This is a genomic window from Ralstonia sp. PBBBR1, assembly GCF_002256165.1.
Taxonomy (GTDB): domain Bacteria; phylum Pseudomonadota; class Gammaproteobacteria; order Burkholderiales; family Burkholderiaceae; genus Ralstonia; species Ralstonia thomasii.
On the sequence record NZ_NKIL01000007.1, the window covers coordinates 340,148 to 353,747 of the forward strand.

General features: G+C 66.0%; 12 protein-coding genes and 1 tRNA gene. 3 read left to right on the forward strand and 10 right to left on the reverse strand.

What is annotated here, in order from left to right; all coding sequences use genetic code 11:
* Window positions 1–14 precede the first annotated feature (14 nt).
* The 3 genes from CFE42_RS15045 (at window position 15) to CFE42_RS15055 (ending at window position 3,216) form a co-directional block, all read left to right on the forward strand.
* Window positions 15–1,019, forward strand: coding sequence for a complex I NDUFA9 subunit family protein (locus tag CFE42_RS15045; RefSeq protein ID WP_004628346.1), 1,005 nt, complete (start codon window positions 15–17; stop codon window positions 1,017–1,019).
* Window positions 1,020–1,243: 224 nt separating this feature from the next.
* Window positions 1,244–1,933, forward strand: a complete 690-nt coding sequence (locus CFE42_RS15050; RefSeq protein ID WP_004628344.1) for a glutathione S-transferase family protein — start codon at window positions 1,244–1,246, stop codon at window positions 1,931–1,933.
* Window positions 1,930–3,216 carry a multifunctional CCA addition/repair protein gene (locus CFE42_RS15055; protein WP_004628342.1) on the forward strand — a complete coding sequence of 429 codons (1,287 nt, stop codon included), beginning with the start codon at window positions 1,930–1,932 and terminating at the stop codon, window positions 3,214–3,216. Before CFE42_RS15050 ends, CFE42_RS15055 begins: the two co-directional genes overlap by 4 nt.
* Before the next feature lie 30 nt (window positions 3,217–3,246).
* Here the strand turns inward: CFE42_RS15055 and CFE42_RS15060 are convergent, their stop codons facing one another.
* From CFE42_RS15060 to rsmB, 10 genes are all read right to left on the reverse strand, one after another.
* Window positions 3,247–4,152 (reverse strand): glutamate/aspartate ABC transporter substrate-binding protein, encoded by a 906-nt coding sequence (locus CFE42_RS15060; protein WP_004628340.1) that lies wholly within the window; start codon window positions 4,150–4,152, stop codon window positions 3,247–3,249.
* 83 nt (window positions 4,153–4,235) lie between these two features.
* Window positions 4,236–5,069 carry a 3-keto-5-aminohexanoate cleavage protein gene (locus tag CFE42_RS15065; protein ID WP_037043822.1) on the reverse strand — a complete coding sequence of 278 codons (834 nt, stop codon included), beginning with the start codon at window positions 5,067–5,069 and terminating at the stop codon, window positions 4,236–4,238.
* The gene (locus CFE42_RS15070; protein WP_004628336.1) at window positions 5,066–6,421 is read right to left on the reverse strand and encodes an aspartate aminotransferase family protein; all 1,356 of its coding nucleotides are present in this window, start codon (window positions 6,419–6,421) and stop codon (window positions 5,066–5,068) included. The genes CFE42_RS15065 and CFE42_RS15070 overlap by 4 nt, the downstream gene beginning before the upstream one ends.
* Window positions 6,422–6,437: 16 nt before the next feature.
* A complete protein-coding gene (locus CFE42_RS15075; RefSeq protein ID WP_004628334.1) occupies window positions 6,438–7,346 on the reverse strand; it encodes a MurR/RpiR family transcriptional regulator in 909 nt (302 codons plus the stop codon).
* A 183-nt stretch (window positions 7,347–7,529) separates the two neighbouring features.
* Window positions 7,530–7,835 carry a hypothetical protein gene (locus CFE42_RS15080; RefSeq protein ID WP_004628332.1) on the reverse strand — a complete coding sequence of 102 codons (306 nt, stop codon included), beginning with the start codon at window positions 7,833–7,835 and terminating at the stop codon, window positions 7,530–7,532.
* 286 nt (window positions 7,836–8,121) lie between these two features.
* Window positions 8,122–8,197 (reverse strand) — tRNA-Phe (locus CFE42_RS15085).
* A 67-nt stretch (window positions 8,198–8,264) separates the two neighbouring features.
* A complete protein-coding gene (locus tag CFE42_RS15090; RefSeq protein ID WP_004628331.1) occupies window positions 8,265–8,975 on the reverse strand; it encodes a response regulator in 711 nt (236 codons plus the stop codon).
* 36 nt (window positions 8,976–9,011) lie between these two features.
* Entirely contained in the window at window positions 9,012–11,483 is a 2,472-nt protein-coding gene (locus CFE42_RS15095) for a PAS domain-containing sensor histidine kinase (RefSeq protein ID WP_004628329.1), read from the reverse strand.
* Complete coding sequence (locus tag CFE42_RS15100) at window positions 11,480–12,250, reverse strand: DUF4390 domain-containing protein (RefSeq protein WP_037043767.1); 771 nt, start codon at window positions 12,248–12,250, stop codon at window positions 11,480–11,482. The genes CFE42_RS15095 and CFE42_RS15100 overlap by 4 nt, the downstream gene beginning before the upstream one ends.
* A gap of 13 nt (window positions 12,251–12,263) precedes the next feature.
* On the reverse strand, window positions 12,264–13,595 hold the full coding sequence (gene rsmB / locus CFE42_RS15105; protein WP_004628326.1) for a 16S rRNA (cytosine(967)-C(5))-methyltransferase RsmB: 1,332 nt from the start codon (window positions 13,593–13,595) through the stop codon (window positions 12,264–12,266).
* Window positions 13,596–13,600: the final 5 nt, after the last annotated feature.

Genomic DNA, 13,600 nt, shown 5'->3' on the forward strand with positions numbered 1-13,600 from the left:
TTGGAGATGCCTCCATGCAGCCCTCCAATCTGCTCATCTTTGGCGGTACCGGTTTTATCGGTTCGCAGTTGCTGTCGCGGCTCGTGACGGAGACATTTTCTGCGCCGGGCCTGCCCGAAGGCCGCATGATCGTGCCCACGCGCGATCCTGAGTCGTCCCGCGCGCACAACCTCACGCTGCTGCCCCGTGTGGACGTGATGGATGCCGACATCTACGCCGACGACGCCCTCGACGCGCTGTTCCTGGCGCTGACCGAGCGCGGCGGCGAGCACTGTGCCGTCATCAACCTCGTCGGCGTGCTGCAGGATGCGCGCGAGATGCCGTACGGGCCGAACTTCCAGCGCGTGCATGTCGACCTGCCCCGCCGCATCGTCGCCGCATGCCGACGCCATGGCGTGAACCGGCTGCTGCACATGAGCGCGCTGGGCGCCGACCCGGCCGGCCCATCGATGTACCTGCGCAGCAAGGGCGACGGCGAACGCGTGGTCATGAACAGCGAGCTTGACTGGACGGTGTTCCGTCCCTCGGTAGTGTTCGGGCCGCAGGACCACTTCCTGAATCTGTTCGCGAGCATGCAGCGGATGGCGCCGTTTGTGCCGCTGGCCTGTGCCGATGCGCGCTTCCAGCCCGTGTACGTGGACGACGTGGCCGCCGCGTTCATCAATGCGCTCAAGAAGCCGGCGACGATCCGGCATGCTTACCCGCTGGTCGGGCCGCGCGTCTATACGTTGGCCGAACTGATGCGCTTTGCCGGACGTGCCAGCGGCCACCCGCGCTGGATCGTGCCGCTGCCCGAAGGCCTGGGTCGCATGCAGGCCGCGCTGCTGGAGCACCTGCCCGGCGCGCCGATCTCGCGGGACAACCTCGACTCCATGCGTGTGGACAACGTCAGCATGGAACCGGTCGCGCCCGAACTCGGCATCCACCCGCTCGGCATGGAGGCCGTGATGCTGCCGGCCCTGGCCGGCTTGGGGCCGGACCGCGGATTGCGTGCTGCACGTACGCGGGTCCATCGCTAGCCGCTACGGAAACGCGGAGGATTCGCCCTGTTTGTGAATCCGCTTCACAACCGTGGCCAATCCGTTTCATTTTGTGGCGCTGCAGCGCAGGGCTAGAATGGTTCGCTCGCCTTCGCGCTGCCGCTCGCCGCTTCCGATACAACAAAACTAGAGCGCCCGGCATTCCTGCGCGATGCTGGCGGGCTCCCACAACAATTGCAGTGCACTCTCCAAGGACGGGAATCATGAAACTGGTCATCGGCAACAAGAACTATTCGTCGTGGTCGCTACGGCCGTGGCTGCTCGCCAAGCAGGCCGGCATTCCGTTCGAAGAGATCCGCGTGCGCCTGCTGAGCGAGACCTTTGCCGCCGACGTGGCACGCCATTCGCCCGCCGGCCGCGTGCCGGTCTTGGTGGACGGCGACATGAACGTGTGGGATTCGCTCGCCATCTGCGAGACGCTGGCTGAGCGCTTTCCGCGCGCGCAACTGTGGCCGGCTGACCCGAAGGCCCGCGCGCATGCCCGCTCGATCTGCGCTGAAATGCACAGCGGCTTCACCAACCTGCGCAACAACATGCCGATGAACGTGACGGCCGTGCTGCCCGGCATGGGCTGGAACGTGGCGGTGCAGCGCGACATCGACCGCATTGCCGCTATGTGGACCGAGCTGCGCCAGAAGTACGCGGCAGAAGGCCCGTTCCTGTTCGGCCACTTCACGGTGGCCGATGCGTTCTACGCGCCGGTGGTCAGCCGCTTCGCCACGTATGGTGTACGTCTGCCGGAGGCCGCCAAGGCCTACGCCGACTCCATCCTCAACCTGCCCGCCATGCAGGAATGGATCGACGGTGCGCGCGCCGAGCATGACTTCCTCGCCGACGACGAGCCGTACCGCACCGCGCCGGACGAAGACACGCTGGTTGCCGCCAATCAATGACGGAACGCGCATCACAGACGGAAGCCATCGTCGATCCAGCCACGCACGGGCTGGATGTGTATGCCGTGGGCGGTGCCATTCGTGACGCGCTGCTCGGGCTGCCGGTGCAGGACCGGGATTACGTTGTGGTCGGGGCCACGCCCGAAGCCATGGAGGCACGGGGCTTTCGTGCCGTCGGCAAGGATTTCCCGGTGTTCCTGCACCCCGCTACGCATGCCGAATACGCGCTCGCCCGCACCGAGCGCAAGACGGCTGCCGGCTACAAGGGCTTCTCGGTCTACTACGCGCCGGACGTCACGCTCGAAGACGACCTCATCCGCCGCGACCTGACCATCAATGCGATGGCGCAGCGCGTGGCGGAAGACGGCGCGCTGGTGGGCCCCGTCGTCGATCCGTATGGAGGGCAGGCTGATCTGGCCTCGCGCACGTTCCGGCATGTATCCGATGCGTTCATGGAAGACCCGGTGCGCATCCTGCGGCTGGCGCGGTTTGCTGCGCGCTTTGCCGATTTTCATGTCGCACCCGAAACCAACGCGCTGATGCAGCGCATGGTGCAGGCCGGCGAAGTCGATGCGCTGGTGCCCGAGCGGGTGTGGCAGGAAATTGCCCGAGGCCTGATGGAGGCGCATCCGCAGCGCATGTTTGCCGTGCTGCGTGACTGCGGTGCGCTGGTGCGCCTGCTGCCCGAACTTGACCGGCTGTGGGGCGTGCCGCAGCGCGCCGACTACCACCCCGAAGTCGATACCGGCGTGCACACCATGATGGTGATCGAAACCGCTGCTGCGATGGCGACGTCGCTGCCGGTACGCTTTGCCGCGCTGGTGCATGACCTCGGTAAGGGCACCACCCCCGACGACGTCTTGCCGCGCCACATCGGCCACGAAGGGCGCAGCGTGCCGCTGATCGAAGCCGTCTGCCAGCGCCTGCGTGTGCCGACAGAGTGCCGCGAGCTCGCCCTGGTGGTGGCGCGCGAGCACGGCAACATTCACCGCTGCGATGGCTTTGATGCGGCAGCGCTGGTACGCCTGCTTGAGCGTTGCGACGCCCTGCGCAAGCCCGATCGTTTTCGTCAGGCCCTGCAGGCGTGCGAGGCCGATGCGCGTGGTCGTCTCGGGTTTGAAGACCGCAGCTATCCGCAGACCGCGCGTCTGCTGCGCGCGCTGGAGGCCGCATCATCCATCGACGCGGGCGCCGTCGCCATGCGCCATGCCGACAGCCCGGCGCACATCAAACAAGCCGTGCATCAGGCCCGCATCGAGGCCGTCGCGCAGGCCGGCGTCTAGGTTGGCACCCAGAGCCGGCCGTGCGGCCGCTTACTCGAACGGCGTGTCGTTCGGGTTGGCGTACAGCGCCTTCAACTGATCGTTCATCGGGAAGTTGAAGTTCAGGTTCTTGGGCGGCACCGGCTTTTCGAACCACTTGGCGTAGAGCGCCTTGATTTCGCCGCTCTTCATCACGCTGGTCATGGTGTCGTCCACCAGCTTCTTGAACTGCGGGTCGTCGCGGCGCAGCATGAAGCCGTAAGCTTCGAACGATTGCGGCGTGCCGGTCACGACCCAGTCGTCCGGCTTCTGCGCCAGCGTGCGTGAGCCGGCCAGCAGCACGTCATCCATCATGAACGCCGCCACGCGGCCGCTCTGCAGCGTGAGGAACGATTCACCGTAATCCTTGCCGCTGATCACGTTCATGTTCATCTTCTTCTCGTCGTTCATCCTGCGCAGGATGCGTTCCGACGTCGTGCCCGCGTTGGTGATCACCGACTTGCCCGCCAGGTCGGGAAAATCCTTCACGCCCGATTTCACGTTGGTCAGCAGGCGCGTACCGGCAATGAAGAAGGTCGTCGAAAAAGCGGTCTGCTGCTCGCGTGATTTCAGGTGCGTGGTCACGCCGCATTCGAGGTCCACCGAGCCGTTCTGCACCAGCGATGTCCGGTTCTGCGACGTCACCGGAATCTGCTTGATGTCCAAGTTGGGCTTGCCCGTCTTCTTCCTGACGGCGTCGATCACGCGCGAGCAGAGGTCTGCCGAGAAACCGACGATCTCGTTCTTGCTGTCGCGGTAAGAAAACGGAATCGACGATTCGCGCACGCCGATCAGGATCGTGTTGCTGTCCTGGATTTTCTTCAGCGTGCCGTCCAGCGCCTGCGCGTGCGCGCCGATCGCGAGCAGGCTGGCCAGTGCCAGCGGGAAGGTTCGGATACAGCGGGTGGTCAAACGCATCTTTCCTCCAATGGTTGTGGTGCGCGGCCTGTTGTGTTGCGGCCGTCTGTGCTTTGACTTCGTGGCGATGAATGCGGTGCGTCTTAACGGCCGAACCAGTTGCGCAACTCTGCCGCGCTGGCCAGCGGCAGGTGCAGCGCGTCGAGATGCCGCCGCAGGTTGCGGACGAGCGCCGCGTTGTCGGGCGCCGTGCTGCCGTCGGGCAGCGCCATGTTGTTTTCGAACCCCAGGCGCGCATGGCCGCCGAGCAGCGCTGCGCTGAGCGCGCATTCGGCTTCACGCGGGCCGAACGCACACATCGCCCAAGGCACGTTGGCGGTGATGGCACCGCCGTCGGTCCACGCTTGCAGGAAGGGCAACAGGTCGGTGGGATCGGAGCGCTGGCCGGCGCTGTAGCGGCCGAGCACGAACAGCACCCAGTGCGGCGTGTCGGGCAGCACGCCGCGTGTGCGCAGGTCGCGGTAGCGCATCACGTCGTCAGCGGAATAGAGGATGTACTGGATCGCCGTGCGCGCGGCGGCAAGCTCACCAAAGAAACGCGCGGCTTGCGCGTCGTGCGCGGCATCCGGTGCCAGTTCGCGCAGCGCGGCGGAAATCGCTTCAGGCTGCAGCGCACGCACCGATGCCATCTGCTGTTCGGGCGTGTAGATGCCAACGGCCTCGGTGGTGATCTGAATCACCAGCGCATCGCCCACGGCTCGTTGCACGGCGGCGATGGCCGGACGGTAGTCGTCAGGCTCCAGGCTATGCGTGCCGTCGGCGCGGCGCACATGCAGATGCAGCATCGCGGCGCCGGCATCCACGCATTGGCGTGCGCAGGCGGCCAGTTCGTCGGGCGTGATCGGCAGTGCGGGATGATCGGCGTGCGTCTTGCGCGCACCGTTGGGCGCAACGGCGATGGCGATGGGCCGGGTCACCACGCGGCCTCCAGCGCCTTGGTGGTGGCGGCGTCAACCGCATCGCCCAAGCGTTCGACGATGGCGTCGATGTCCTGAGCGGTGGCGATGAACGGCGGCGCCAGCAGGATGTGGTCACCGCGCCGGCCGTCAATCGTGCCGCCCATCGGATACACCATCAGGCCGCGCTGCATCGCTTCGGCCTTCACGCGCGCGTGCGTCTTGCATGCAGGTGCCAGCGGCGCCTTGGTTGCGCGATCCGCTACCAGCTCCACGCCGATGAACAGCCCGCGCCCGCGTACGTCGCCTACGTGGGCGTGGTCGGCAAAGCGTGCACGCAGCGCTGCACGCAGTTGCTCGCCACGCGCCTGCACGTTGGCAAGCAGGTTCTCTTCTTCGATCACCTTCTGCACTTCCAGCGCCGCCGCGCACGCAGTCGCGTGGCCAATGTAAGTGTGGCCATGCTGGAAGAAGCCGCTGCCTTTCGTGATCGCGTCGACAATGCGGCGATTCACCAGCGTCGCGCCGATCGGCTGATACCCGCCGCCCAGCCCCTTGGCAATGGCGACCATGTCTGGCACCACACTATCTTCCTCGCAGGCGAACAGGTAGCCGGTGCGCCCCATGCCGGACATCACCTCATCGAGCAACAGCAGCACGCCGTGGCGATCGCACACTGTGCGGATCTTGCGGAAGTAGTCACCCACCGGCGGCACCGCGCCGGCCGTGGCGCCCACCACCGTCTCGGCGACGAAGGCCGCGACGTTCTCCGTGCCGAGTTCGACGATCTTCGCGTCCAGTTCATCGGCCAGGCGCTGCACGTATTGCGCGTCGCTCTCGCCATCCAGGCGCTCGCGATACGCATAGCAAGGGGATACATGGTGGGCAGGCACTAGCAGCGGCAGGAAGGGTTCCCGGCGCCATGCGTTACCGCCAATCGCCAGTGCGCCCAGCGTGTTGCCGTGATAGCTCTGGCGCCGTGCGATGAAGTACTGGCGCTGCGGCTGGCCGATCTCAACGAAGTATTGGCGTGCGAGTTTCAGCGCCGCTTCAATCGCTTCCGAACCGCCGGAGACGAAGTACACGTGGTCCAGATCGCCCGGTGCCGCAGCGGCCAGGCGTGCGGCCAGTTCTTCGGCCGCGTCCGTCGTGAAGAAAGACGTGTGCGCATAAGCCAGCGCGCGCACCTGCTTGCAGATGGCGTCCACCACGCGCGGGTGGCCGTGGCCGAGACACGAAACGGCGGCACCGCCGCAGGCGTCGAGATAGCGCTTGCCGTCGGAGTCGATGAGGGTCATGCCATCGCCGCCGACAGCGGTGGGCAGCGTCTTGCGTGGGTCGCGGTGGAAGACGGAGGTGGTGGACGGTGTCATGGGCGATCGGGAACGGTCAACGTTGGGTGGGTGGCACAGCGACAGCCGCTTCACTGCGGCGGGCGCTGCGCACGTAGGCGGCTTGTTGCTTGAGCTGGGCGTCGCTGTCGGCCAGGTGGGCGAGCGCCGTTGGGCCGGCGTGGCGGAACCACGTCATCAGCAGCGCGTCGAGCAGCGCCATCGGTGCGGCCAGCGAATGGAAGAACGACGGAATGGCGACAGGCGCGACGAGGTGTTGCCACGCCAGTTCAGCGCCGGGGGCGATGGCGCTGTCGGTCACGTACACGAGGCGCGCCCCGCGCGCATGCGCGTACTGCATCGCCTCGATGACTTCGCGCGTGTAGGGATCAAAGGTGACAGCCACCACAATGTCGCCCTCGCCGCAAAAGCGCAGCGGGTCGGCCAGCGTGTTGCCGCTGCCAGCGCACAACGTGACTTTCTCGTCGAACAGCTGGGCGGCATAGCCGAACGCATGCGTCAGCGCCAGGCAGCTGCGCGCGCCCAGCAAAAAGACGCGGCGCGCCCTGCAGAGGGCGGCGGCCACGGTGTCGAGCGCCGCCAGGTTGGCCGGCGAAAACGCCGATTGCACATGCGCACCGATGGCCATGCCGATGCGCTCGGCGTCTGATGCGCCTGCCGCATCGTCGCCCTGCAACGCGCTGGCGCGGCCGGCAAAGCCATCGGCCTGTTGGCGCAGGTGGTTCACGCAGATGTCGCGCAGGGCGGCAAAGTCATCAAAGCCCAGCGCGCGTGCCAGGCGCGAGAACGTGGCCGGCGGCAGGTCGCAGCGGCGCGCCAGGTCCCGCATCGAGAGCAGCGCGATGTCGCGCTGGTGCGTCTCAAGCAACATGGCGGCGCGCTGCAATTGCGGGGACAGATCGCCCGCGCGGTCGCGCAGCGTCTGCATGAGCCCATCGAACGTCATGAGGTGATCGTGGTGATTCAACTGTTTCGTAAACTACTTATTTGAAACAGTTGAGTCAATACCGAATTCACCTTGGCGGCGGTGCGCAAAAAATAAAACGGCCGCATCTCAAGGCGTGCGGCCGTGGCGGGCAAACAAAAACGGAGGCCGAAGCCTCCGTTGTGCGTGTGATGCGCGCGTTTCTCAGGTTGCCGGTGCGTCGACCTGCTCCATGCGGAGCTGGAAGAACCCAGCCCCGATCAGGCCAAGCAGGCTCAGCGCCATGCACGTACAGGCAAGAATCATCACCGCGCCCAGCGACGAGATCCCGCTCATGAGCGGCGTATGCATCAAGGCTGACAGATTGCCGCCCACCCACATGGCCGCGACGAGGGCCATCAAACACATCAGCGCTGCGGCATTGCGCAACCATGTCAACCGCGTCTTGCGGCTGATGCCGTCGAAAGCGTGGAAATGGAAGTGGTGGTGACCGGTGCCAACGAGTGCCATGGAGAATCTCCTTGTGCTTGCCGTTTGATAGCGTTGAGTCACTATACCGAGACCTGCGACAGTTTGGCGCAGTTTGCGCCGCTAGGTATACCCTGAGCTGCGCTGCGTCAAGAGGTGCGGGTACATTTTTTGTGAGTGCGACACTGCGCCGCAGATCGGCGGCTGGAGCGGCAAAAGGGAGAGGGCGGGCGCCTGCGAATGGCGCCGCAGGAATGAAAAAAGACCTCGCGAGGAGGTCTTTTTTGTTGCTCTGCAAAATCGATCGATCTTGAAGAGCGAAGAATTTTGGTGGCCTGGGGCGGAATCGAACCACCGACACGCGGATTTTCAATCCGCTGCTCTACCAACTGAGCTACCGGGCCAAGCAAAGAAAAGCAAGTATGACAGGGTGTGCGCCTTGTCGTCAAGTACCTCCGAGCACTTTGATGATCAGGTCGCCGGTTCGCCCTTGTTACGCGAGAGTTCGACGCCCAGTTGCTTGAGCTTTCGGTACAGGTGAGTCCGCTCCAGACCGGTCTTTTCTGCTACGCGCGTCATGCTGCCGCCTTCACGCTGCAGGTGATATTCGAAGTACGCGCGCTCAAACAGGTCGCGCGCCTCGCGCAGCGGCATGTCGAACGAGAACTGCATGCCGCCGCTTTCGGCTGCACGGGTCGGTACGCCATTGATGTCGGTGCGCTCGAGCGCGGCGGGTGTACCTGCGGCGGCGTTTGGCATGGCGCCTGCGAGTCCCGCCACCGGAGCGGCAGCCGGTGTGGCCGAGCGCGGCTTTTCCTTGCTGCGCGACAGCCCCTGCTCCACCGCGGTCAGCAGTTTCTGCAGCGCGATGGGCTTCTCCAGGAAATTCAGCGCGCCGATCTTGGTCGCCTCGACAGCAGTGTCGATGGTGGCGTGGCCCGACATCATGATGACGGGCATGGTCAGCAGACCTTGCGACGCCCATTCCTTGAGCAGCGTCACGCCGTCGGTATCCGGCATCCAGATATCGAGCAGGACGAGGTCGGGCGTTGCGTTCGCGCGGTATTCGCGCGCGCGCTGCGCGTTCTCGGCGACTTCAACAACGTGCCCTTCGTCTCCGAGGATTTCGGAGAGCAACTCCCGGATACCCATTTCGTCGTCGACAACGAGGATGGTGGCCATGCTTTTCCTCTATGTGCGGCGGGATTGCCGTCCGCGCTACGCGAGTTTTACGAACAGTATGGAAACCTGGGCGCCGACGATGTCGGTACCCGATGTGCCCGATGTTGTGCTGGACTGGCGGTTGCGCAATTCGATGCGCGCCCCGTGCTCGTCCATGATTTTCTTCACCATGGCCAAGCCCAATCCTGTGCCCTTGGCTTTGGTCGTGACGTACGGCTCGAAGGCGCGGTTGAGGATGCGGGAAGAGAACCCGCCGCCGTTGTCCGCGATCGCAAGCCGCACGGCCTGCCGCCGCGCGCCCGAGGCGTCGTCGTATTCTACCGTGTCAGTTTGCAACACGACATGCGGAGCAGGTCGCCCGGCCGCTTCGTTCTCTGCCACGGCGTCCTGCGCATTCTGCAGGAGGTTGTGGATGACCTGGCGCAGTTGCGTCGGGTCGCCCTTGATGAGCGGCAGATTGGCGCCCAGCTTGGCCTCGATGACGGGATGGTCGCGGCGGTCAGGGTGATCGATGCCGTACAGGTGCAGCACCTCGGCGGCAAGCGCGTTGAGGTCCAGGTCCTGCAGCATGGCCGGCGGTGTGCGGGCGTAGTCCCGGAAGTCATCGACCATGCGCTTCATCGCCGCCACCTGGTTGACGATGGTGGTGGCGCCGCGCCGCAGCACTTCGGCGTCGGTGTCCGACAACTTGGGCGAGAGCTTCATCTCCAGGCGCTCGGCAGAGAGCTGGATGGGCGTGAGCGGATTCTTGATCTCGTGCGCGAGGCGCCGCGCGACCTCCCCCCACGCCACCGAGCGCTGCGCCGAGATCACGTCGGAAATATCGTCGAACACCACCACGTAGCCGCGCTCGGTGCCGTGTGCGCCCACCGACGGGCCGGGCAGGCGCGTGCCGCGCACCAGCAGCGTGAGGGGTTCATCTTCGTCTTCAAGCGGAATTTCGACCTGCTTCTGCCAGTGGGCTGCCGCGCCGCCGGCGGCCGTGCTTGCGTCTTGTTCGGCAAAGGCCTGTTCGACCACCGGTGCGAAGGCGGCCACCGGCGTGATGCTGGTCAGCGCCTGGCCGACCCACGCGCCGAAGGGCTGTTTGAAGATGCGCTCGGCACCCGGGTTGGCAGTCAGCAGCACGAAGCGATGGTCGAACACGAAGACGCCGGCGGTCAGGTTGGTCAGCACGCTCTCAAGATAGGCCTTCGATTGCTCAAGTGCCGCTCGATTCTGCTCTACGGCGCGGCGCGCGTCGGCCAGCTGCCGCGTCATCTGGTTGAACTGTTGGGTGAGCACGCCGAGTTCGTCGCGCGTATGCAGCTCTCGCTTGGGCGAGAGGTCGCCCTCGGCCACTTCGCGCGTGCCCTGGAGCAGCATCAGCAGCGGCCGTGCCAGCTGTGCGCCGAGCAGCAGCGCGAGCATCACCGCGATGAACACCGCCAGGAACAGCGTGAGCGTGAGCGTGCCGATGTACATCTTGCGCAGGCCCGTGCGGCCGAGCGCTTTCTCCTGGTATTCCTGGTAGGCGCGCTGGACGGCATCGGCATTGCGGGCGAGCGCCTGCGGCACCGGTTGCACGAGCTGCAGGAAGCGTTCGTCGCGGCCGCTCTCGCCGATCAGCCCGAAGCCGCGCGAAGTGCTGCTGCCATCGTCCGGCCGGCGGTCTGCCAGCAAACCGGTGCCGGCCCATTTGCGTGCGGGCGTGCTCAGCCCGAGGCTCGGCTCTTCGCGGAACGACGTGCCCAGCGCCACCACCACATGCAGTTGGTATAGATCGCTGCGGCGGCCACTGTTGCGTGCCGATGGCGCCGCGGCGGCCGGCGCGGAGGCGCCATCGGTTTCGGTATCGCTGCCGCCTTCCACGCTGGCATAGCCGCCCGGCGCGCGGGCCTGTTCGAGCACTGCCTGGTCGGGCAGGTTCGGCACAAGTGTGTCGTAGCTGTTTGACGCGGTGGCGATCACGCGGCCGCTGGCCGTGAAGATGGTCGCCTCCTGCACGCCGAACTGCTCGCGCAATCGATTGAGCGTGATGGCCGTGGCCGAGGTGGACCCATCGCCCACCTGCTCCGCGATCAGGCGGCCCTTGTTCTGCAGATCGGCCAGCGCCGTGTCCATGGTCGAGCGGCCAAGGTTCAGGCCGGCCTCCAGCGCCGATTCGACCTTCACGTCAAACCACGACTCGATACTGCGCGACACGAACTGCAGCGACACCAGATAGATCAGCACCCCCGGCAGGACGCCCACCACGCCGAAGAACACCGCCAGCTTGGTCATCAGCCGCGTGCCGAACTTGCCGCGCCGCGCGCGCAGCGCCAGCGCCAGCATCAGCCCGCCGATGATCACCACCAGCAGCACCCCGATGACGAGGTTGACCTTGTAGAGCAGCGCGAAATACCGGTCGAAGAACTCGGTGTTGGCCGATGCGGCAGCCAGCAGCCCGACCAGCACGATCGCCAGGAAGACGATGGTGCCGGCCACCACCTGATAGAGCAGCCGCTTGTAGCTGCGATCGAAGATCATTTGGCGGGCGCCAGCAACGTGCCTGCGCTGGACGGGCCGGCGCTCATCCCCCAGCCCGGATTGGGCGACAGGCCCGACGAACCGGAAGCAGGCGGCGAGGATGCCGGTGGGCTGGCCGGTGGCGAAGCAGGCGTGGGCGCCGGGGCAGGCGGCTCGTTCGGCACCAGCAGGCTGAAGCGCCTCCACTCTGAACTGAGATTCCAGTCGCGCGTGTTGACTGCGTTGATCTGGAATGGTTTGGGCAGCTGCGTCACGTCCAGGCGCATGCGTACCTCGGCCTGGACGGTTTCGCCGGCCTTGACGGCGCGCTGCTCGAACACGCGCCAGCCGCGCACGTGCTGCATGAAGTCGACGGCGTCTTTCAGCCGCGAGAATGGCACCTGCAGGCCGCCGGTCGATACGCGGTATTGGCGTGTGAGCGGGTGATACGACAGCCGCACCACACGCGTGGCGCTGATGGCGTGGTCGTCAAACCAATACCAGCGCGGGCGGATCAGCTCGAATTCGACCAGGAAGTAGAGCGCGATGCCCTTGTTGACCGCGTCTTCGAGGTTGCTGGGCAGGTCGAAATCGAAATCGGCGGACAGGTTCCAGCCGCCGTCGGCGTATTCGAGCTGGGCCCGGTTGATTTCGATGGACTGTGCGGATGCCGTGACCGGGCACCACAGGAACAGCATGCTCAATGCGACCAGCGCGACCAGCCGTTGCAGAATCTGCCGGAACCGGGTTTGCAGCAGCCGGATCGATGGGCGAAGGATGGCAGTCACAACGGTCGGTGCATCAGGGCCGTTTCTGGAAAACCGCGTAAAAGAAGCCGTCGTGATCGAGCGGCATGGGCGACGCGCCGGAGGCGAACCCGCTGGCCTGCGCCGCGTCGGGCGAGACCGGCAGCAACTGGCCGGGCGCGTGCAATCGTATCGCATCTTCCAGATGGCGTTCAAACCATCGGGCCTGGTCCTCGCCTTCCGTCGGAAAAATCGAACAGGTGACATAAACCAGCTTGCCACCGGGCTTCAGGCATGCCCACAGGGCGCGCACGATGTCCCGCTGCAGCGCGACCAGCGCCTTGAGGTCGGCCGGGCGACGCAGCCAGCGGATGTCCGGATGGCGCCGCACGATGCCGGCGGCCGAGCACGGCACATCGGCCAGGATGCGGTCGAACGGTCGGCCGTCCCACCAGGTGTCGGGTTTCGCCGCGTCGCCAACGCAAATGGTGGCGGTCTGGTTCAGGCGGGTGAGATTTTCGCTGATGCGCACGGCGCGTGCGGCATCCGACTCTAGCGCCGTTGCGTCCAGGCGGTCGGCTAGCTCAAGCAGATGGCCCGTCTTGCCGCCGGGTGCGGCGCAGGCATCGAGCACGCGTTGGCCGGGTGCCACGTCGAGCAGCGTTGCCGCCAGTTGCGCCCCGGCGTCCTGCACCGAGACATCGCCATCGGCAAAACCGGGCACATCGGAAACGGGAATGGCACGCGCAAGGCGTACAGCCTGTTCGCCGATGCGCTCGGCGTCGATGCCTGCTTCGGCCAGGCGCGCGAGATACGCGTCGACGGCAATGCGGCGCGGGTTCACGCGCAGCACCATCGGCGGGCGGCGGTTGCCGGCGGCCAGGATGGTTTGCCAGGCGTCGGGATACGCGCTGCGTACGGCGTCGATCCACCACATCGGGTAGTTGGTGGCGGCCGACGGATCCGCCTGCATGTCTGCGACCAGCGCAGGTTGCTCGCGCAGGAACCGACGCAGCACGCCATTGATCATGCCCTTGCCGTGCGAAAGCTTCGGGTCGGCCGACGCGGCCGTGACGGTCTGATCGACCACGGTGAGCGGCGCGTACGGCAGCGGGTCGTCCAGCAATTGCGCGAGCGCCACGCGCAGCAGATTGGCGGCGCCTTCGGCTGGCGGGCGCGGGATCAGCGTGCGGATCAGCCAATCGGTGCTGCCGAGCCATCGGGTGGCGCGGTAGGCGAGATCCTGCACGGCGCCGCGCACGGGTGCGGGCTGCCCTTGGCAGACGGCATCGATGGCTTGCGGCAATGCCGTGCCGTGCCGCAGCTTGCCCAGTGCAACGGCGGCAAGCGATAAGGCATGGGCGAGGGAATCGGGCGGCAGACGCATCGGGC

Bases quoted from the DNA above. Each gene is read 5' to 3' on its own strand.
- CFE42_RS15080 (WP_004628332.1), bottom strand. From the start codon at position 7,835: ATGGCACTCGTTGGCACCGGTCACCACCACTTCCATTTCCACGCTTTC.
- CFE42_RS15045 (WP_004628346.1), top strand. From the start codon at position 15: ATGCAGCCCTCCAATCTGCTCATCTTTGGCGGTACCGGTTTTATCGGT.
- CFE42_RS15095 (WP_004628329.1), bottom strand. From the start codon at position 11,483: ATGATCTTCGATCGCAGCTACAAGCGGCTGCTCTATCAGGTGGTGGCC.
- CFE42_RS15055 (WP_004628342.1), top strand. From the start codon at position 1,930: ATGACGGAACGCGCATCACAGACGGAAGCCATCGTCGATCCAGCCACG.
- CFE42_RS15075 (WP_004628334.1), bottom strand. From the start codon at position 7,346: ATGACGTTCGATGGGCTCATGCAGACGCTGCGCGACCGCGCGGGCGAT.
- CFE42_RS15050 (WP_004628344.1), top strand. From the start codon at position 1,244: ATGAAACTGGTCATCGGCAACAAGAACTATTCGTCGTGGTCGCTACGG.
- CFE42_RS15070 (WP_004628336.1), bottom strand. From the start codon at position 6,421: ATGACACCGTCCACCACCTCCGTCTTCCACCGCGACCCACGCAAGACG.
- rsmB (WP_004628326.1), bottom strand. From the start codon at position 13,595: ATGCGTCTGCCGCCCGATTCCCTCGCCCATGCCTTATCGCTTGCCGCC.
- CFE42_RS15060 (WP_004628340.1), bottom strand. From the start codon at position 4,152: ATGCGTTTGACCACCCGCTGTATCCGAACCTTCCCGCTGGCACTGGCC.
- CFE42_RS15090 (WP_004628331.1), bottom strand. From the start codon at position 8,975: ATGGCCACCATCCTCGTTGTCGACGACGAAATGGGTATCCGGGAGTTG.